Source organism: Streptomyces spinoverrucosus (assembly GCF_015712165.1).
Taxonomy (GTDB): domain Bacteria; phylum Actinomycetota; class Actinomycetes; order Streptomycetales; family Streptomycetaceae; genus Streptomyces; species Streptomyces spinoverrucosus_A.
In genome coordinates this window covers 2,844,407-2,863,145 of the sequence record NZ_JADPZX010000001.1, presented here as the reverse complement: position 1 = coordinate 2,863,145, position 18,739 = coordinate 2,844,407, and the positions used below count along the sequence as shown (strand labels likewise).

The following is an 18,739-nucleotide window of genomic DNA, read 5'->3' as shown; positions in this document are numbered from 1 at the left end:
CTGTCGTTTGGATCAGGCCGCAGGAAATCGGCGGCCGGACCCGGCTCAGCGCCCCAGGTACTTCGGCTTCTCCTTGTTCACGAACGCCTGCACCGCGATCCCGTGGTCCTCCGACGCCCCCGCCCGCGCCTGGAGCTCGTCCTCCTTCTGGAGCGTCTCGGCCAGGGAGTGGCTGAGCCCGTACGCCACGGCCTCCTTGATCGCCGCGTACGCCACCGTCGGCCCCTCGGCCAGCGAGCGAGCCACCTGCTCGGCCTCCGCCCGCAGCTCCGCCGCCGGCACGACCCGGTTCGCGATGCCCAGCTCGTACGACTCCTGCGCCTTGACACTGCGCGGGAAGAGCAGCAGATCGGTGGCGCGCCCGGGTCCGACCACGCGCGGCAGCGTCCAGGAGACACCGGAGTCGGCGGTCAGCGCGACGCCCGCGAACGACGTGTTGAACGCCGCCGTGTCCGCCACGACCCGGTAGTCCGCGGCGAGCGCGAAGCCGAAACCGGCCCCGGCGGCGACCCCGTTCACGCCCGCGACCACCGGCTTCGCCATGTCGGTCAGCGCCCGCACGATCGGGTTGTAGTGCTCACGCACGGTGCTCATAGTCTGCCCCTCGCCCGCCTCCCGGTCGGCGGCCAGCAGTCCGATGTGCTCCTTGAGGTCCTGGCCCACGCAGAACGCCCGGTCACCGGCCGCGGTCAGCAGCACCGCCCGGACGGCGTCGTCGGCCGCCGCGGACTGGACCGCGTCCCGGAGGGCGACCTTGGCCTCGATGTTCAGCGCGTTCATCGCCTCGGGGCGGTTCAGCGTGATCGTCGCGAGCCCGTCGTTCACCTCGTAGAGCACGGTGTCGGCCATGGCGTATCCCCTCCGGGTCGGCGGCTTGGGGCGTACCGGTCGGTACGTCCTGTCTGAGGACAGCATGACGGAGATCACTGACAACGGCCCCGAGCGTCCGTGTGAGCTGCGTCAAAGAATTCGGGTGGGTTTCCGGTGGGCGGAAGTCTGTGCGGCTGCGCAGTATCGCAGCCACATCGCCGAATTGAGTGGTTTTGCTCGCGCGCGTTGCCCAAGCGATGCCGACTGATGTTGGTCATCGGGTCGTGAGATGCGGGATAATGGCTTGGAAGCAATGTGTTCGATGCCGGTGTCGCGTGTCTGCCTTCAGGACCGCGCGTGCCCTTCAGCGGGCCGTCGGCTTTGACGATGAGCTGGTTTTCAGGAAGGGGAACGAGCATGGCGGCCATGAAGCCGCGGACGGGTGACGGCCCGCTCGAGGTGACCAAGGAGGGGCGGGGCATCGTCATGCGCGTTCCGCTCGAAGGCGGCGGTCGGCTCGTCGTCGAGCTGACCCCGGACGAGGCCGACGCGCTCGGCGACGCCCTCAAGAAGGTCGTGGGCTGACCCGCGGGCGACCATACCCTTTCAGCCGCCCCGGCACCGCATCCGGTGCCGGGGCGGCTGTTTGCTCAGCTCCGCTGAGCAGGAGTCGCCACTTCAGCGGGAGTCACCGCTTGACCGCGCACAGCAGCCCGTCGCCCACCGGCAGCAGCGACGGCACCAGCTCCTGGCTCTCGCGCACCGCGCGCAGCAGCTCCCGCAGTCGCAGCACCTCCGTCGGCTGCGGTCCCGAGTCCACCGTGCGCCCGTTGGCGAAGGCGCCCTCGAACGCCACGAGCCCGCCCGGACGCAGCAGGCGCAACGATTCAGCGAGGTAGTCCAGCACCTCCAGCCGGTCACCGTCGCAGAAGACGAGGTCGTAACCGGCGTCCGCGAGCCGGGGCAGCACGTCGAGGGCGCGGCCCGGGATGAAGCGGGCCCGGTTGCTGGCGAACCCGGACGCTCGGAAGGCCTGCCGCGCGAACTGCTGGTGCTCCGGCTCGGGGTCGACGGTGGTCAGCACGCCGTCCGCGCGCATCCCGTGCAGCAGATGAATCCCGGAGACACCGGTGCCGGTGCCGATCTCGGCCACCGCCTTGGCGTCCACGGAGGCGGCCAGCAACCGCAGCGCGGCGCCCGTGCCGGGCGACACCGAGCGCAGCCCTGCCTCCCGGGCCCGGTCACGGGCCCAGTGCAGCGCGTCGTCCTCGGCGACAAAGGCGTCGGCGAACGCCCAGCTCGTCAGCCGGTTGCCGGTAATGACCCTCTCCTGTCCCCGTGGTTGCCTGGGCGTGACTGTATCCGTTGGTGCCGGGAACCCGCAGATGGGACCGGGCGTTTAGAGGGGTGGGAGACGACGGCGGGGGACACGGTTGGATCACGACGACGAGCGGGACGGCCAGCAAGTGCTGACGCAGCCGTATGAGCCGTATCAGCACAGATCAAATTCTCGTAAAACCGCTTATGGGGAGCTAACGGGCGAGGTGGCTATGGTAGGGGCTCCACTGGACACCACCAGAGCTGACAGGGGAGGTGCGGCTGCGCCTGTGGACCGCGCAGGAGTGCTGCGGCGCTTCCTCTGGTCGGCGGGCAGGCCGAAATCCGTGAACGACACCGCTGCTGACCACAGCCACGCCGCTGGCACCGACCGGACCGCGACCTTCTCCACCGACGCGGACGGGCAGGCGTGGACTCCGCCCACCTGGGAGGAGATCGTCAGCACCCACAGCGGCCGTGTGTACCGGCTGGCCTACCGCCTCACCGGTAACCAGCACGACGCAGAGGACCTCACCCAGGAGGTCTTCGTCCGTGTATTCCGCTCCCTGTCGACGTACTCACCGGGCACGTTCGAGGGCTGGCTGCACCGCATCACCACGAACCTCTTCCTGGACATGGTCCGCCGTAAGCAGCGCATCCGCTTCGACGCCCTCGGCGAGGACGCGGCCGAGCGGCTGCCCAGCCGCGAGCCGTCCCCGCAGCAGGTCTTCAACGACGCGCACTTCGACGCGGACGTCCAGCAGGCCCTCGACACCCTCGCGCCCGAGTTCCGCGCCGCGGTCGTCCTGTGCGACATCGAGGGACTGTCGTACGAGGAGATCGCCGCGACCCTCGGCGTCAAGCTGGGCACGGTCCGCTCCCGGATCCACCGCGGCCGCTCGCAGCTGCGCAAGGCCCTGGCGCACCGGTCCCCGGAGGCGCGCGCCGAGCGCCGCTCCTTCGTGCCGCGTATCCCCGCTCTGGGGGGAGGGGGCGCGTCCGCGTGAGTGGCACACGGCCGACGGCTGCCGAGGAGCGCCTCGCAGAGCAGCACCTGGGAGACCGACTCGCCGCCCTGGTGGACGGCGAGCTCGGTCATGACACGCGTGAGCGCGTGCTGGCGCACGTGGCGACCTGCCCGAAGTGCAAGGCGGAGGTCGACGCCCAGCGCCGGTTGAAGAACGTCTTCGCGGAGGCCGCCCCGCCGCCGCCCTCCGAGAGCTTCCTGGCCCGCCTCCAGGGTCTCCCCGGGGGAGGTGACCTCGACGGTGGTGTCCCACCGGTCGGGGGAGGCTTCGGCGGGCTGCCCACGGGACGTCCCGGCGCCACCGGCGTCTTCGGCATGAGGCGCGGCGAGCGCTTCGACTTCGAATACGTCCCCACCGCCGCGCACGCGTCCGTACTGCCCGCCTCCGCACAGCGCGGCTTCCGCATCCACGACGTCGGCCGCAGTGAGGCCGAGCGGGCGGCCGCCTCGCGTGGGCGCCGGTTCGCGTTCGTGGCCGCCGGGGCGGTGTCCCTGGCCGCGATCGCCCTCGGCGGCGTCACCACGGGCACACCGGGCGACACCGACCCCCGGGGCGGCTCGGGCAGCAATGTGACCCCGGCCCGTCCGGGGTCCGGGACGGCGACGGCGCCCGAGAACCAGCGGCGCCGCGGTGTCGGCCCACAGCTCGCCCAGAGCCAGGGCGGACGGACGCTCGGGGACACCCCGGCCGCCCCGACCGCGGTGTCCGCACCCCTGTTGCCCGGAGTGGCGGCCCAGCCGGTGCACGCCCTCACGGCTCCCATGCTGGCCGGCGCGGCCGCGATGTCGCCGCTGATACGTCCGCCGGCGGCGGCCCCGCCGATCACGCTCACCAGCTGGTCGACGGCACCGGAGGTCATGACTCCCGGCCTGCTCGCGGCCCCCGTCACCGACGGGACCGCCGCTCCCTCCGCGTCCTCCTCCGGCACACCCCGCTGACCGGCCCCTGCGGCGCGGCGCCCGAACCTGGTTGAATCCAGGGGTGAACCGCGCCCACGCCCCGGCGTCCGGCGCGGAATCACGAACTGCGGCCACACCAACGACGAGCCGGGCCGCGGCCAGCTGTGGGGAGAGCATGAACGAGGGCACCGTGCCGACGCCGGACAAGGGGGAGGGCGACTTCGAGCTGAGGCGCCCGGAGGATGCGCCCGAGGTGGCGTCCGACGAGGCGCCGACGGGCCAGGCCTCGGGGGACGCCGATGCGTCGCAGGCATCGCAGGGTGACATGACGGCGTCCGCTGCGCCGGAGGACGCGGTTCCGGCCCCCGCTCCCGCCGTCGAGGACGTCAAACCCCTCCACGACCCCGACCCGTACAGCACCCCGCCCTACGGCGAGCCCGGTCCCTGGGCGCCCGCTCCACCCGTACAGCACCCGGCGACCACACCCGCCCACGGCACGGCGACGGTGACGCCCACCCCGGCACCGGCCCCGCCACCGCCGCACGGGGCACCCACACCGGCCGTTCCGGCGTCTGCCCCGGCTGTCCCGGCGCCCGCGCCTCCATCGGCGCCTGCTTCGGCCGCCTCGGCGCCCACACCGCCCGTTCCGGCGTCTGCCCCGGCCGTTCCGGCGCCCGCGCCTTCGCCGGCGCCTGCTTCGGCCGCCTCGGCGCCCACACCGCCCGTTCCGGCGTCTGCCCCGCCCGTTCCGGCGCCCACACCGCCCGTTCCGGCGTCTGCCCCGGCCGTTCCAGCGCCCGCCCCTTCGCCGGCGCCTGCTTCGGCCGTTCCGGCGCCCGCTTCGCCCGTTCCGGCCGCTCCGGTGTCTGCTCCGGCCCTTCCGGCGCCCGCCCCTCCGCCGGCGCCCACACCGGCGTCTGCCCCGGCCGTCCCGGCGCCCGCGCCTCCGTCGGCGCCCGCCCCCGCGGCCATCAGTGGCACCGCCGTGCCGCCACCCACCACCGACACCCCATCCTCACCTGCCTCACAGGCCTCACCCACCGCCCCCGCCTCTCCTTCCGACCCCTGGCACCGCTACGACCCCTGGGCCGCCCCCGCCTCTGTCCCCGCCCCCGGCGCGGGCCTCGCGCCCGGCCCGCTCCAACAGACCGGCGCCGCGATCCCCACCGAGCAGCAGCGTCGTCAACGAGGCAAGAAGATCCTCATCGTCGGCACCCTGCTCGTCGCCCTCGTGTCCGGCGGCGTCGGCGGTGTCGTCGGCGCCTATCTGGAGCGCAACGGCGGGGTCGGGCAGGTGGAGCTGCCGCAGGCCGGGCGGGAGGCCGACGGGCGGGACGCCGGAAGCGTGGCCGGGATCGCCGCGCGGGCCCTGCCCAGCGTGGTCACCCTGCACGTCAGCGGCTCCGGCGAGGAAGGCACCGGCACCGGCTTCGTGCTCGACGGCCGGGGTCACATCCTCACCAACAACCACGTCGTGGAGCCCGCCGGCACGGACGGCGAGATAACGGTCACGTTCCACAGCGGCGAGACGGCGAAGGCCGAGGTGGTGGGCCGGGACGGCGGCTACGACCTCGCGGTCGTCCGCGTACGCGGCGTCAGCGGCCTCAAGCCGCTGCCCCTCGGCAACTCCGACAACGTCCAGGTCGGCGACCCGGTCGTCGCCATCGGCGCCCCCTTCGACCTGGCCGGGACGGTCACCTCCGGCATCATCAGCGCCAAGGAACGCCCCATCACGGCAGGCGGTGAGAGCGGCGACGCCAGCGACATCTCCTACGTCGACGCCCTGCAGACCGACGCCCCCATCAACCCGGGCAACTCCGGCGGCCCCCTGCTCGACGCCCGGGCCCGCGTGATCGGCATCAACTCCGCCATCCGTTCCGCCAACAACGGCACCGACCTGGACGGCGGCCAGTCCGGCTCCATCGGCCTCGGCTTCGCCATCCCGATCAACCAGGGCAAACGCGTCGCCGAGGAACTGATCGCCACCGGCAAGGCGACCCACCCGGTCATCGGCGTCACCCTCGACATGAACTACACCGGCGACGGCGCCCGCGTCGGCACCAAGGGCAGCGAGGGCGGCGAGCCGGTCACCCCGGGCGGCCCCGGCGACAAGGCCGGGATCGAGCCGGGCGACATCATCACCGAGGTCGACGGCCAGCGGATCCACTCCGGTGAGGAACTGATCGTCAGGACCCGCGCCCACCGCCCGGGCGACCGGCTGGAGCTGACCCTGCGGCGGGACGGCGAGGAACGGACGATCTCCCTGGTGCTCGGCTCCTCGGGCGGCGACTGAGCGAACCCACACAAATCTCACAGACGGGACCGCGAACCCTCTCTCACAAGGCAAACAACCGGAAAACGCTCACTTACCCGCACGTGCGGGGCACGGAACGGTACCGGTCGGACAGGATCGACGGGTACCGTGGAGCCGGCCCGGGACATCGCAAGGAGCTTTCAGGTGTTCAATGACATAGGACCGCTGGAGCTGGTGACGCTCGTCGTCCTCGCCGTGCTCGTGTTCGGTCCGGACAAGCTCCCGAAAGTGATCCAGGACGTGATGCGCACCGTCCGGAAGATCCGTGAGTTCTCGGAGAGCGCCAAGCAGGACATCCGGCAGGAACTCGGCCCGGAGTTCAAGGACTTCGAGTTCGAGGACCTCAACCCCAAGACGTTCATCCGCAAGCAGTTGGACAACGACGACCTGGGGCTGAAGGAGATCCGCAACGGCTTCGACCTGAAGAAGGAGATGGCCGAGGTCACGGACGCCGTCCACGCCCGCGATGCCGAGCTGTCGGCCCCCTCCGGCTCCTCGGGTGCCCGCGTCGACATGACGAAGAAGGCCGACGACCGCCCGCCCTTCGACGCCGACGCCACCTGACACCGGCGGGACACCTCCTCCTCACGCCCGTCACCTCGTGGGACGCGGGCGAATCGCACCACAGCCTTCACGCGCCCGCAGCGGCTTGAACACGTCTCGCTCGCGACCCACGCGCCGGGCGCATTCCCGGCTGCCCGCAGTGGTGTGGATATGCTGCCGAGTTGTTGTGCGGACCGGACGAGTACGCCCGAAGGGGGGCGGGCCGTCCGTTCCGACGAGAGCGAGGAGGCGTCCGGGCACATGGAGACGACGAGTCGGGCAGTCGCGCAGGCGCCGGTCGCGGAGGGCGGGCAACAGGTCCCCTCCGCCCGGCGTACGGTCGACGGCTACCTGCGTGCGCCCTTCCCGTGGTACGGCCTTGACGAGGCGTTCACGGGCCCGCGCTGGCTGATGCAGGTGGGTATGACGGCCGACGGAGCCGTGGAGCACGGTTCGGTCGGCCACGGTGACGAGCCCTCGGTGCGTGCCGAAGGGGTCGCCGAGGAGCGGGAGCGGTTCGCTGTCGTGGTGACCGTCGCCGCGAATCCCGTGCGGCGCAGTGCCGACGGTACGGGGCTGCTGGAGGCGACGTCGGTCTCCTCGGCCGCCTGGCTGGCGGGGGTGGGGCTGCTGTCCTTCACCTGGCCCGGGCAGATGGACCACAGTCTGCGGGACGACTGGCTGGACCAGCAGACGGAGACGGCGTGGGTCCTTGCGGACGATCTCGCCGGTTCCGACTGGTCGACGCTGTCCCTTCCCGTCGACGGTGTGCCGACGCCCTTCCACTACCGGGAGTCCGAGTTCGGGTGGGTGCTCGCCGGGTCCACGCAGGAGGGGGTTCACCTGGGGGCGTACGGGCGGGGGATGAGCGCGTACGGGCTGGGGTTCGCTGTGGTGAAGGACATCGAGGCCTACGTCTGATGTGAGGGGCGCCGCAGGTGTGCGGCGCCCCTTCGCCGTAGGGCTGCTTGTTGTCCGGCGGCTGCGGGTTGTCTGTGGCTTGTCGCGCCGTTCCCCGCGCCCCTGAGGGCGTTGCCCCGCTTGCCCGTCGAAAAGATCTAGAACTTGTTCTTCGGCGTGATGCCCAGCGACAGGCCCGACAGGCCCCGCTGCCGTCCCCCCAGCTTCCCCGCGATGGAGCGCAGGGCCGTGCCCGCCGGGGAGTCCGGGTCGGTCAGGACCACCGGCTTGCCCTCGTCGCCACCCTCACGGAGACGGACGTCGATGGGGATGTTGCCGAGGACGGGGACGTTCGTGCCGGTCGTCCGCGTGAGGCCGTCGGCGACGACCTGGCCGCCGCCCGTGCCGAAGACGTCGACCATCTCGCCGCAGTGCGGGCAGGGCAGGCCGGACATGTTCTCGACCACGCCGACGATCTTCTGGTGGGTCTGTACGGCGATGGAGCCGGCCCGCTCCGCCACCTCGGCCGCCGCCTGCTGCGGGGTCGTCACGACGAGGATCTCTGCGTTGGGGACCAACTGCGCCACGGAGATGGCGATGTCGCCGGTGCCGGGCGGCAGGTCGAGGAGCAGGACGTCCAGGTCGCCCCAGTACACGTCGGACAGGAACTGCTGGAGCGCGCGGTGCAGCATCGGGCCGCGCCACACCACGGGGGTGTTGCCCGGCGTGAACATGCCGATGGAGATGACCTTCACGCCGTTCGCGGACGGCGGCATGATCATGTTCTCGACCTGGGTGGGAAGCCCGTCGGCGCCCAGCATGCGCGGCACCGAGTGGCCGTAGATGTCGGCGTCGACGACACCGACCTTGAGGCCGTCGGCCGCCATCGCCGCCGCCAGGTTGACCGTGACCGACGACTTGCCGACGCCGCCCTTGCCGGACGCGACCGCGTACACGCGCGTGAGCGAGCCGGGCTTGGCGAAGGGGACCTCGCGCTCGGCCTGGCCGCCGCGCAGCGCCGTCGCCAGCTCCTTGCGCTGTTCGTCGCTCATCACGTCGAGCGTGACGTCGACGCGGGTGACGCCGTCGACCCGGGAGACCGCCTCGGTGACGCGCTGCGTGATCGTCTCGCGCATCGGGCAGCCGGAGACCGTGAGGTACACGGTGACCGCGACGGCGCCGTCCGCGCCGATCTCCACGGACTTGACCATCCCGAGTTCTGTGATGGGGCGGTTGATCTCGGGGTCGTTCACCGTCGCCAGTGCCTCGCGCACCGCGTCTTCCGTAGCCATAAGGACGATGGTACGGCTCCGCACACGCCCCTCGGAAAGCCCGTCAGCGGTCGTCTACGTCACGCACCCCTGACCGATCTGCCGGGAATACGCGGTGACCGTCCGGGTGCCCGTCCTGCAGTTCCCTGACCACGTCCTGCAACTCGGAGCGCATCCAGTCCCGGGTCGCCACCTCGCCGAGCCCGATGCGCAGGGCGGCGACCTCCCGGGTCAGGTACTCGGTGTCCGCGATCGACCGCTCGTTCTGTTTGCGGTCCTGTTCGAGTTCGACCCGGGCGCGGTCGTCCTGCCGGTTCTGGGCGAGCAGGATCAGCGGGGCGGCGTAGGAGGCCTGGAGCGAGAGCATGAGGGTCAGGAAGATGAACGGGTACTCGTCGAAGCGCAGGCCCGCGGGCGCCGACACGTTCCACAGCACCCACACGACGATCACGATCGTCATCCAGACCAGGAACCGCCCGGTGCCGATGAAGCGGGCGATGCGCTCCGACAGCTTCCCGAACGCCTCCGGGTCCCACTCGGGCAGGATCCGGGGCCGCCGAGGACGTGGCTGGTCGAGCCGGGCGCGCGGGCGCGTGGTCGCCGTGGCCCCGGCGGGCATGCGCTCCCGGCCGATCTCGCGCCCCACCACGTCACGCTCAGGAGCCATGGGCGGCTACCCCCTCGCCCTCTTCGAGCTCGAACTCGGTCTCCCGCCAGTCCTCGGGCAGCATGTGGTCGAGTACGTCGTCCACGGTGATCGCGCCCAGCAGCGACCCGGACTCGTCGACGACGGGCGCCGCGACCATGTCGTACGTCGCGAAGAACCCGGCGACGAGGGGCAGCGTCGCGTCCGGGGCGAGGGGTTGCAGGTCGTCGTCGAGGATCGAGCTGACCAGGGTGTACGGCGGGTCGCGCAGCAGCCGCTGGAAGTGCACGGTGCCGAGGTACTTGCCGGTCGGCGTCTCGTCGGGCGGACGGCAGACGTACACCTGGGCGGCGAGGGCGGGGGAGAGGTCGGGATTGCGGACCCGGGCGAGGGCGTCGGCGACGGTGGCGTCGGGGCGCAGCACGATCGGCTCGGTGGTCATCAGACCGCCGGCGGTGTGCTCCTCGTACGCCATCAGGCGCCGCATGTCGGCCGCGTCGGCGGGCTCCATCAGGCTCAGCAGCCGCTCCTTCTCCTCCTCCGGCAGCTCGGAGAGCAGGTCGGCCGCGTCGTCCGGGTCCATCGCCTCCAGGACGTCCGCCGCGCGCTCCTCCTGCAGCTTGCCGAGGATCTCGACCTGGTCGTCCTCCGGGAGCTCTTCGAGCACGTCGGCCAGGCGGTCGTCGTCGAGGGCGGCGGCGACCTCGGCGCGCCGCTTGGCCGACAGATGGTGCAGCACGTTGGCGAGGTCGGCGGGGCGCAGCTGCTCGAAGGTGGCGAGCAGGCTCTCGGCGCCCTGCCCGTGCTCCTCCAGCGAGAAGCCGGTGACGCCGGACCACTCGACGGTGAGCGTCTCGCCCTTGGCCCGCCGGAAGGCGCCGCCCTTCCTGCCCTTGCGGACGAAGACGCGGTCGATCTCCCAGTCGCGGCGGGCCGGCAACTGCTGCACCGCCAGGTCGAGGACGGTGACCTCTTCGCCGGTCTCGACGAGCGTGACGCGCCGGTCGAGCAGCTCGCCGAAGACCAGCCGCTCGGTGGGGCGCTGTTCGAAGCGGCGGACGTTGAGCACGCCGGTGGTGATGACCTGTCCGGACTCGATGCCGGTGACCCTGGTCATGGGCAGGAAGATGCGGCGGCGGGTGGCGAGTTCGACGACCAGGCCGAGCAGCCGCGGCGGCTTGCTGCCGACCCGCAGCATGACGACCAGATCGCGCACGCGGCCCACCAGGTCGCCGTTCGGGTCGAAGACGGCGGTGCCGGAGAGATGCGAGACGAAGATCCGGGGGGCGCCCGCGACCATGGCTGCGCCTCCTTTTCCTACCGTGTGTTCTTTTCCTGCCGTGCGTTCTTTTCCAGTCGTTCGCTGCTTTTGCTCCGCTTGTGCTGAATTGCTCGCTCGGATGGGCTTCAGGCTAGCCCGTCCCGATCGGATCTGCCCTGGTGAGCGGTCCGGACGGTCTGGCTCCGCCGGCCGCCCGGCACACCGGTACGCTGCGTTACGCCGCTCAGGACCGATGTCAGAAAGGCAGCACCACCTGTGACTGCGATGCGCCAGGGCCGTACGCGCCGGACCGCACTGGTGAGCGCGATGTGCGCACTGGTTGTGGCGGGGACGGGGCTGACCGGGTGTGGCAGCGAGGACCCGGACGCGGGCACGAACGGGGTCGGCAAACTGCCCCCCGACAAGATCCGGGCCAAGACGCTCACGGCGGCCGAGTCCGCGCAGGCGGTACGGCTGTCGGGGACGGTCGTCGCGGGCGGGAGCACGTACAAGCTGGACATGCGCCTGAAGTCGGACGGCGGCACCGGGTCGGTCAGCGCGGAGGGGGCGACCTTCCAGTTGCTGCGGGTCGGTGAGGAGCTGTTCCTCATGGCGGACGCGGAGTTCTGGCACGACGGGCCCGACGACGGGGACACGGCCGCGGCCGACAAGCTCGACGGCAAGTACGTCAAGGTGCCGAAGGGGGATCCCTCGTACAAGCGGTTCAGCGGATTCACCGACAAGGACGTCCTCTTCGACAGCCTGCTGACCCTGCACGGCACCCTGGGCACGGGCGGCCGCCACGAGGAGTCCGGCGTGCGCACCATCCGCATCACCGGCGACAAGGGCTCCGGCGGCACCCTGGACGTCTCCCTGGAGGGCAAGCCGTACCCCCTCCGCCTGGTCCGCGCGGGCGGCGCGGGCACGCTCACCTTCTCGGACTGGGGCAAGGACTTCCCCTTGGAGCAGCCCGCGAAGGACAAGACGGTGGACTACGGCCAGCAGCTGCCGACGTCGTAGGCCCCGCCGCCCTACTTGCGCCTGCGCTTCTTCTTGAAGAGCAGGCGCGGCAGCCCAGCGGGGATCGGCTCGCGCGTCGTCGCCGGCGTCGGCAGCGGCGCCCGGGCCAGCGAGCCGTCCGGCAGCGGCGCGGTCGCGCCGGTCGGCTCCAGGCGCAGCACCCGGCACTCGCGGGCCCACCGCTCGGGCATGGCCTCGCCGTCGGGGGCGTTGAGCCGCTTGCCCTTCAGCTCCGCGACCGTGGCCTGCCACTGCTCGGAGCCGGACGGCAGCTCCACCACCCGCGCCGTCCAGGCGACCAGCCGGCCGCCCTTGTCCTTGCTGCGGACGGTCACCTCGGCCGCGCCGCCGTCGACCAGTCCCGGCAGCGGCTGCTCACCCGGCCCGTCGCCGACCACACAGGCCGCACCCTCGTGCCACACGTGCCACAGCGCACGCGCGGCCGGCGCGCCGGCACCCCGCACCCAGATGAGCCCGGACTTCTTCGTGGCCTCCTCGACGAGGGCCTGGTCGAGCAGCTCGCTAGTCATGGGAGCAGCGTAGCCAGAGGCGCTCACAGCCAGCCGTTGCGCTTCAGCGTCCGGTGGATGCCGAAGCAGATCATCGCCGTGATGCCGAGCACCATCGGGTAGCCGAACTTCCAGCGCAGCTCGGGCATATAGTCGAAGTTCATCCCGTACACGCCACACACCATCGTCGGTACGGCGATGATGGCGGCCCAGGACGTGATCTTGCGCATGTCCTCGTTCTGCGCGACGGAGGCCTGGGCGAGGTTGGCCTGGAGGATGGAGTTGAGCAGCTCGTCGAAGCCGGTGACCTGCTCCTGCACCCGGGCGAGGTGGTCGGCGACGTCCCGGAAGTACTTCTGGATGTCGGGGTCGATCAGTCGCATCGGCCGCTCGCTCAGCAGCGTCAGCGGCCGCATCAGCGGCTGCACCGCCCGCCGGAACTCCATGACCTCACGCTTGAGCTGGTAGATCCGCCCGGCGTCGGTACCGCGCGGCGCGCCCTTCCGCCCCGGCGAGAACACCTCGGTCTCCACCTCGTCGATGTCGTCCTGCACCGCGTCGGCGACCGCGATGTACCCGTCGACGACGTGGTCGGCGATCGCGTGCAGCACCGCCGAGGGGCCCTTGGCGAGCAGCTCGGGGTCGTCCTGCAGCCGGTGCCTGAGCGCCCGCAGCGAGCCCTGTCCGCCGTGCCGGACGGTGATGAAGAAGTCCCGCCCGGTGAAGCACATCACCTCGCCGGTCTCCACGACCTGGCTGTTGGCGGTGAGTTCGTCGTGCTCGACGTAGTGGATGGTCTTGAAGACCGTGAACAGGGAGTCGTCGTAGCGCTCCAGCTTCGGCCGCTGGTGTGCCTGGACGGCGTCCTCGACCGCCAGCGGGTGCAGCCCGAACTCGCTTGCGATACCGGCGAATTCGGCCTCGGTGGGCTCGTGCAGCCCGATCCACACGAAGCCGCCGTCGCGCCGCACCCGGCGCATCGCCTCGTGCGGGGTGAGCGGCCGGTCGGTCTCGACGCGGGCGCCGTCGCGGTAGACGGCGCAGTCGACGACGGCGGTGGTGGTCTGGGGGTCGCGCGTGGTGTCGTACGCCCCGGTGTCCTTGCGCAGGGCGGGACGCGACGGGCGGACCGCGGCACGGAGGTCACGGATCATCGACATGGCAGGCTCCTTCGCAACGAGCAGCGAGAGGCCGCGGGCGCCGGGTGGAACTGCCCGGAATGGGGACGTCCTGACTTGCGGATGTTTGGCACGTCCACAAAGCGGGGAGCACCGCACCGTCGCGGTGGCGAGCTTCGCTACTGATTCAGCTGCTGATGCAGGTCATACAGATCAAGCAGAGGCAAAACGGAACGAAGTGCTCTTCCGCGAATACACGCAGGAGTTGCGCATGCGAGAGGTGGCGGCAGGCTAGAGCCAGAGCAACATCAGCGGCCGGAAGAGCGGGTGGTACTGCACGGTCGACTTCGGTCCATTGCAGCCCCACCTCCTCCGGCCGGTCCCTCGTAAGGGAGTGTCGTCGGCGTCGGGACTTGATCGCGACGCTTCTGCGTGCTGCCCCGAACCACCGGCCAAGAGTATCAGCAGACAGAAGTGTCAAGGCGCTGCTTCGCCCGGGCCTGACGAGTTCTATGCTCGCCGCATGGCTGATGTTCTCCCCCTGGTCGAGTCCCGGTTGCGCTCCGCGCTCGGTGAACCGGACGCGCGCGCCGCGGTCACCTTCCTCGGCACCGACCGCATCGAGGTGCTGCGTTTCCAGGAGGGGGACATCGTCCGCTACGCCAGCCTCGGCATGTCCGCCCAGCCCATGACGGACCCCACCGCGGTCGTCGCCGACCCGGTCAAGGGCCCGCGCGCCGAACTGGTGCTCTCCGTGCGATCCGGTCGCGCCGACACCGACAAGGTGCTGCGCCCGCTCGCCGCGCTCGCCGCGTCCCCGCAGGTCGAGGGCGTGGTCGTGGCCCCCGGCGCCTCCCTGGACGTCGGCGAACCGCTGTGGCCCGGCGCTCCCTTCACGTCGGTGCTGGTCGCCGAGCCGGGCGGCCTGGTCGAGGACCTCGAACTGGACGCGCCCCTCGACCCCGTCCGCTTCCTGCCGCTGCTGCCCATGACCCCGAACGAGGCCGCCTGGAAGCGCGTCCACGGCGCCCAGGCCCTCCAGGAGCGCTGGCTGACCAACGGGACGGACCTGCGCGACCCGTCCCGCCCGTCGGTGCCGCTGGACTGACACGGGGCGTGAGGAAGCTCACCAAAGTCCTTCCGGGAACAGTCAGTTGGCGAAGACGCCGACCCCGTCCTCCGTGGCGTGCCGCACTTCCAGCTCCTCTTCCCGGGCCGTCAGCGCCTTCCGCCGTACGACGACCACGCCCGCGCCCAGCACCGCCGTGACCGCCGCCACCACGAACGGGATGTGGACGTCGGTCCACTCCTCGATCTTCGGCGCGAAGTAGGGCGCGGCCGCCGCCGCGAACCACCGCACGAAGTTGTAGCCCGCGCTCGCCACCGGCCGCGGCGCGTCCGACACCCCGAGCGCGAGCTCGGTGTAGACGGTGTTGTTCACGCCTATGAAGGCACCGGAAAGAATCGTGCAGACGACGGCCGTCGTGTGGTCGCCGTAGCCGAGGACGAGTACGTCGAGTGCGAGCAGCACCAGCGAGCCGCCGAGTACCTTCAGCGAGCCGAACCGCGCCTGCATCCGCGGCGCGACGACGACCGAGAAGACGGCCAGCAGCACACCCCACGCGAAGAACACCGCACCCGACCGGTACGGGCTCATGTTCAGCACGAACGGCGTGAAGGCCAGCACGGTGAAGAACGTGTAGTTGTAGAAGAACGCCGATGTCGCCGCCGAGGCCAGACCGCCGTGGCCGAGCGCCCTGAGCGGGTCCAGCAGCGAGGTCCGGCGCGCGGGCTTCGGCTGCTCCTTCAGGAACGCCGTGATGCACAGGAAGCCGACGGCCATCAGGAACGCGGTGCCGAAGAACGGGTAGCGCCAACTGGCGTCCCCGAGCAGCGCGCCCAGCAGCGGTCCGCACGCCATGCCGAGGCCGAGCGCGGACTCGTACAGCAGGATCGCCGCCGCGCTGCCGCCCGCCGCCGCGCCCACGATGACCGCGAGGGCCGTGGAGACGAACAGCGCGTTGCCCAGCCCCCAGCCCGCCCGGAACCCGACGAGTTCGCCGACGGAGCCGGAGGTTCCGGACAGACCGGCGAACACCACGACGAGGGCGAGACCGAGCAGCAGCGTCCTGCGGCCGCCGATGCGGCTGGAGACGAAGCCGGTGAGCAGCATCGCGATCGCGGTGATCAGGAAGTACGACGTGAAGAGCAGTGACACCTGGCCGGCGGTGGCGTCCAGTCCCTCGGCGATGGACGGCAGGATCGGGTCGACGAGACCGATGCCCATGAAGGCGACGACGGAGGCGCCGGCGGTGGCCCAGACCGCCTTCGGTTGCCGTAGGACTCCCGTGCTGCTGTGCATGCGTGGGGCTCCCTTGCTGACGGTGGAAATGGTTGGCGCATACACACAATAAATTAGACTTGCTAATTAATGCAAACTACATCTAATGGTTTGCGATACGGGTTCCGCCCGGACGGGTGATCGTCCTTGACGTGGCGCAGCAGGGGTAGGACCGTGGGGCCCTATGAGGGGCGAACCCAGTTGCCCGAAGTGTGGTGGCCGGGTCAGGGCTCCCGGACTCTTCGCCGATTCCTGGCAGTGCGATGTGCACGGCACCGTGCATCCGCTGCAGCCCGTGATCCCACCCAGCGTCGAGGCCCTCAGCGTCGTGGTGGCTCGCACGCAGGTACCGGTGTGGATGCCGTGGCCCCTGCCGGTCGGCTGGCTGTTCACGGGAGTGGCCTGTGCCGGTGACGATCGCAGCGGTGGCCGGGCCACCGCGGTGGCCTGCTCGGGGCCCGGGCCGCTCGGCGGTATAGGTGAACTGGTCCTGGTCGCCGAGGAACTCGGCGTCGGCCTCGGCGCGCGCTACGCGGGCATCGACGGGCCGGATCCGGGGCCGTACATGAACGTCGAGAAGCCACCCCAGGTGAAGGTCCTGGCCGCCGGGCGGCCCACGCCGCTGTGGCTTGTCTCCGGATCGCCGACCGACCGGGCGGTGTTCGCCGGGGAGGCCATGGGGCTGTGGCTGTGGGCGGTGGTGTGGCCCGAGCAGTCCGGGTTGTTGATGTACGACGAGCTGGTGCTGACGGATGTTCGGGATGCGGGGGCGGAGGTGGAGTTGGTGCCGTGCGGGGCGCTGTCGCCGCGCTTGCTGCAGCCGTAGTGGTAGCACTCCGGTGAGTGGGTGCGGGTTGCGGGGGCTGGTCGCGCAGTTCCCCGCGCCCCCGAGCGGCGTTGCCCCTCGCCCCTGTAGGGGGTGCAGGCCCCTTTCGTCTGTGACAAGGGGCCGCGGGTTCACCCGCTATCCTTGAGGCCGTCCCCTCCGTCCCGTCCCGCCTGGAGTCAGCGTCGTGCGAATAGATCTGCACACCCACTCCACCGCCTCCGACGGGACGGACACGCCGGCTGAGCTGGTGCGGAACGCCGCCGCTGCCGGGCTGGACGTCATCGGCCTCACCGATCACGACACCAGCCGGGGCTACGCCGAGGCCATCGAGGCGCTGCCCGAGGGGCTCACTCTGGTCACCGGCGCCGAGCTGTCCTGTCGTATCGACGGGATCAGCATGCACATGCTGGCCTACCTCTTCGACGCCGAGGAGCCCGCGCTGCTCGCCGAGCGGGAGCTGGTGCGCGACGACCGGGTGCCGCGGGCCAAGGGGATGATCGCCAAGCTGAACGCGCTGGGCGTACCGGTCACCTGGGAGCAGGTCCTGCGGATCGCCGGCGACGGGTCCGTCGGGCGGCCGCACGTGGCCTCCGCGCTGGTCGAGCTGGGCGTCGTACCGAGCGTCGGCGATGCCTTCACGCCGGACTGGCTGGCCGACGGCGGGCGGGCGTACGTGGAGAAGCACGAGACCGACCCGTTCGAGGCGATCCGGCTGATCAAGGGCGCGGGCGGCGTCGCCGTGTTCGCGCATCCGGGGGCCGCCAAGCGCGGACGTACGGTGCCGGAGTCGGCGATCGTCGAGATGGCCGCCGCCGGACTCGACGGCCTCGAGGTCGACCACATGGACCACGACCCGGACACCAGGGCGCGGCTGCGCGGGCTGGCCAAGGAGCTGGGGCTGCTGGTCACCGGGTCCAGCGACTACCACGGCAGCCGCAAAACGGTCGCGCTCGGCGAGTACACGACCGACCCCGAGGTGTACGGGGAGATCACCCGGCGGGCGACGGGCGCGTTCCCGGTGCCGGGGACCGGCGGAGCCTGAGCGCACGACCCGCACGCTCACGTCCGTCATCTCATCGCAAGGCCTGTAGCTCCGTCATGTTCGACCTCGCCGTCTTCGGCTCCCTCTTCCTCACCCTTTTCGTCATCATGGATCCCCCCGGGATCACCCCGATCTTCCTCGCCCTGACCTCCGGGCGGCCCGCCAAGGTGCAGCGGCGGATGGCCTTCCAGGCCGTCTGCGTCGCCGGTGGCGTGATCACCGTGTTCGGGGTGCTGGGGCACCAGATCCTCAACTACCTGCATGTCTCCGTTCCGGCGCTGATGATCGCCGGCGGGCTGCTGCTTCTGCTGATCGCGCTCGACCTGCTCACCGGCAAGACCGACGAGCCCAAGCAGACCAAGGACGTCAACGTCGCCCTCGTACCGCTCGGCATGCCGCTGCTGGCCGGACCGGGTGCGATCGTGTCGGTCATCCTCGCCGTGCAGAAGGCGGACAGTGTCGGCCTCCAGGTGTCGGTGTGGGCCGCGATCCTCGCCATTCATGTGGTGCTGTGGCTGGTCATGCGGTACTCGCTGCTGATCATCCGGGTCATCAAGGACGGCGGCGTGGTCCTGGTGACCCGGCTCGCGGGCATGATGCTGTCCGCGATCGCCGTGCAGCAGATCATCAACGGGGTCACGCAGGTGATCCAGGGGAGCTGAACGCGTTCGTACACAGCAGGGCCCCGTACGGTGTGTCCGTACGGGGCCCTGAAGCTTCGATGGCGGATCCGCGTTATGAGGCCGTGGTCTCGGCCGGGCGGATCCAGAGTCGCTGCCCGATGGCTGCGGCCTGCTGAACGATCCGGTTGACGGAGGCGGCGTCCACGACGGTCGTGTCCACGGGCGTGCCGTCCACGTCGTCGAGTCGCATGATTTCGAAGCGCATGGC

At 71.1% G+C, this 18,739-nt stretch carries 20 protein-coding genes; 11 read left to right on the top strand and 9 right to left on the bottom strand.

What is annotated here, in order from left to right; genetic code table 11:
* Positions 1 to 45 precede the first annotated feature (45 nt).
* On the bottom strand, positions 46 to 849 hold the full coding sequence (locus I2W78_RS12755; protein ID WP_196459608.1) for a 2-cyclohexenylcarbonyl CoA isomerase: 804 nt from the start codon (positions 847 to 849) through the stop codon (positions 46 to 48).
* A gap of 378 nt (positions 850 to 1,227) precedes the next feature.
* On the opposite strand from I2W78_RS12755, the gene I2W78_RS12750 reads away from it, so the two are divergent.
* The gene (locus I2W78_RS12750) at positions 1,228 to 1,395 is read left to right on the top strand and encodes a DUF3117 domain-containing protein (protein ID WP_003966491.1); all 168 of its coding nucleotides are present in this window, start codon (positions 1,228 to 1,230) and stop codon (positions 1,393 to 1,395) included.
* A gap of 103 nt (positions 1,396 to 1,498) precedes the next feature.
* On the opposite strand, the gene I2W78_RS12745 is transcribed toward I2W78_RS12750, so the two are convergent.
* Positions 1,499 to 2,197 carry an O-methyltransferase gene (locus tag I2W78_RS12745; protein WP_307783956.1) on the bottom strand — a complete coding sequence of 233 codons (699 nt, stop codon included), beginning with the start codon at positions 2,195 to 2,197 and terminating at the stop codon, positions 1,499 to 1,501.
* Between the two features lie 235 nt (positions 2,198 to 2,432).
* Here I2W78_RS12745 and sigE point away from each other — a divergent pair, with 235 nt between their 5' ends.
* The 5 genes from sigE to I2W78_RS12720 all read left to right on the top strand — a co-directional run bounded on the left by sigE (position 2,433) and on the right by I2W78_RS12720 (position 7,832).
* A complete protein-coding gene (sigE, locus tag I2W78_RS12740) occupies positions 2,433 to 3,134 on the top strand; it encodes an RNA polymerase sigma factor SigE (RefSeq protein WP_196464532.1) in 702 nt (233 codons plus the stop codon).
* The gene (locus tag I2W78_RS12735) at positions 3,131 to 4,093 is read left to right on the top strand and encodes a zf-HC2 domain-containing protein (protein WP_196459607.1); all 963 of its coding nucleotides are present in this window, start codon (positions 3,131 to 3,133) and stop codon (positions 4,091 to 4,093) included. The genes sigE and I2W78_RS12735 overlap by 4 nt, the downstream gene beginning before the upstream one ends.
* A 136-nt stretch (positions 4,094 to 4,229) precedes the next feature.
* Entirely contained in the window at positions 4,230 to 6,347 is a 2,118-nt protein-coding gene (locus I2W78_RS12730; RefSeq protein WP_374222662.1) for a S1C family serine protease, read from the top strand.
* Positions 6,348 to 6,512: 165 nt separating this feature from the next.
* Positions 6,513 to 6,932, top strand: coding sequence for a sec-independent translocase (locus tag I2W78_RS12725; RefSeq protein WP_196459606.1), 420 nt, complete (start codon positions 6,513 to 6,515; stop codon positions 6,930 to 6,932).
* Positions 6,933 to 7,172: 240 nt separating this feature from the next.
* Positions 7,173 to 7,832, top strand: a complete 660-nt coding sequence (locus tag I2W78_RS12720) for a hypothetical protein (protein ID WP_196459605.1) — start codon at positions 7,173 to 7,175, stop codon at positions 7,830 to 7,832.
* A 137-nt stretch (positions 7,833 to 7,969) separates the two neighbouring features.
* Here I2W78_RS12720 and I2W78_RS12715 read toward each other — a convergent pair whose 3' ends face one another.
* The 3 genes from I2W78_RS12715 to I2W78_RS12705 are packed head-to-tail and all read right to left on the bottom strand — an operon-like array spanning position 7,970 to position 11,028.
* Positions 7,970 to 9,103 carry an Mrp/NBP35 family ATP-binding protein gene (locus I2W78_RS12715; RefSeq protein WP_196459603.1) on the bottom strand — a complete coding sequence of 378 codons (1,134 nt, stop codon included), beginning with the start codon at positions 9,101 to 9,103 and terminating at the stop codon, positions 7,970 to 7,972.
* Positions 9,104 to 9,146: 43 nt separating this feature from the next.
* The gene (locus I2W78_RS12710) at positions 9,147 to 9,749 is read right to left on the bottom strand and encodes a DUF1003 domain-containing protein (protein WP_196459601.1); all 603 of its coding nucleotides are present in this window, start codon (positions 9,747 to 9,749) and stop codon (positions 9,147 to 9,149) included.
* Positions 9,739 to 11,028 (bottom strand): magnesium transporter MgtE N-terminal domain-containing protein, encoded by a 1,290-nt coding sequence (locus I2W78_RS12705; protein WP_196459599.1) that lies wholly within the window; start codon positions 11,026 to 11,028, stop codon positions 9,739 to 9,741. The genes I2W78_RS12710 and I2W78_RS12705 overlap by 11 nt, the downstream gene beginning before the upstream one ends.
* A gap of 246 nt (positions 11,029 to 11,274) precedes the next feature.
* Here I2W78_RS12705 and I2W78_RS12700 point away from each other — a divergent pair, with 246 nt between their 5' ends.
* Positions 11,275 to 12,009, top strand: a complete 735-nt coding sequence (locus I2W78_RS12700; protein WP_230886139.1) for a hypothetical protein — start codon at positions 11,275 to 11,277, stop codon at positions 12,007 to 12,009.
* An 11-nt stretch (positions 12,010 to 12,020) separates the two neighbouring features.
* Here the strand turns inward: I2W78_RS12700 and I2W78_RS12695 are convergent, their stop codons facing one another.
* Positions 12,021 to 12,539, bottom strand: coding sequence for a hypothetical protein (locus tag I2W78_RS12695; RefSeq protein WP_196459595.1), 519 nt, complete (start codon positions 12,537 to 12,539; stop codon positions 12,021 to 12,023).
* A 23-nt stretch (positions 12,540 to 12,562) separates the two neighbouring features.
* A complete protein-coding gene (locus I2W78_RS12690) occupies positions 12,563 to 13,678 on the bottom strand; it encodes a magnesium and cobalt transport protein CorA (RefSeq protein WP_196459593.1) in 1,116 nt (371 codons plus the stop codon).
* Positions 13,679 to 14,159: 481 nt separating this feature from the next.
* Here I2W78_RS12690 and I2W78_RS12685 point away from each other — a divergent pair, with 481 nt between their 5' ends.
* A complete protein-coding gene (locus I2W78_RS12685; RefSeq protein ID WP_196459591.1) occupies positions 14,160 to 14,744 on the top strand; it encodes a suppressor of fused domain protein in 585 nt (194 codons plus the stop codon).
* 42 nt (positions 14,745 to 14,786) lie between these two features.
* On the opposite strand, the gene I2W78_RS12680 is transcribed toward I2W78_RS12685, so the two are convergent.
* Positions 14,787 to 15,998, bottom strand: a complete 1,212-nt coding sequence (locus I2W78_RS12680) for an MFS transporter (RefSeq protein ID WP_196459589.1) — start codon at positions 15,996 to 15,998, stop codon at positions 14,787 to 14,789.
* Positions 15,999 to 16,161: 163 nt separating this feature from the next.
* On the opposite strand from I2W78_RS12680, the gene I2W78_RS12675 reads away from it, so the two are divergent.
* The 3 genes from I2W78_RS12675 to I2W78_RS12665 all read left to right on the top strand — a co-directional run bounded on the left by I2W78_RS12675 (position 16,162) and on the right by I2W78_RS12665 (position 18,510).
* Entirely contained in the window at positions 16,162 to 16,803 is a 642-nt protein-coding gene (locus I2W78_RS12675) for a DUF6758 family protein (RefSeq protein WP_196459587.1), read from the top strand.
* Positions 16,804 to 16,990: 187 nt separating this feature from the next.
* A complete protein-coding gene (locus I2W78_RS12670) occupies positions 16,991 to 17,848 on the top strand; it encodes a PHP domain-containing protein (protein ID WP_196459585.1) in 858 nt (285 codons plus the stop codon).
* A gap of 56 nt (positions 17,849 to 17,904) precedes the next feature.
* Positions 17,905 to 18,510 carry a MarC family protein gene (locus tag I2W78_RS12665; protein ID WP_196459583.1) on the top strand — a complete coding sequence of 202 codons (606 nt, stop codon included), beginning with the start codon at positions 17,905 to 17,907 and terminating at the stop codon, positions 18,508 to 18,510.
* Positions 18,511 to 18,583: 73 nt separating this feature from the next.
* Here I2W78_RS12665 and I2W78_RS12660 read toward each other — a convergent pair whose 3' ends face one another.
* Positions 18,584 to 18,736: a hypothetical protein gene (locus I2W78_RS12660; protein ID WP_094057445.1), complete on the bottom strand. Its 153-nt coding sequence runs from the start codon at positions 18,734 to 18,736 to the stop codon at positions 18,584 to 18,586.
* Positions 18,737 to 18,739: the final 3 nt, after the last annotated feature.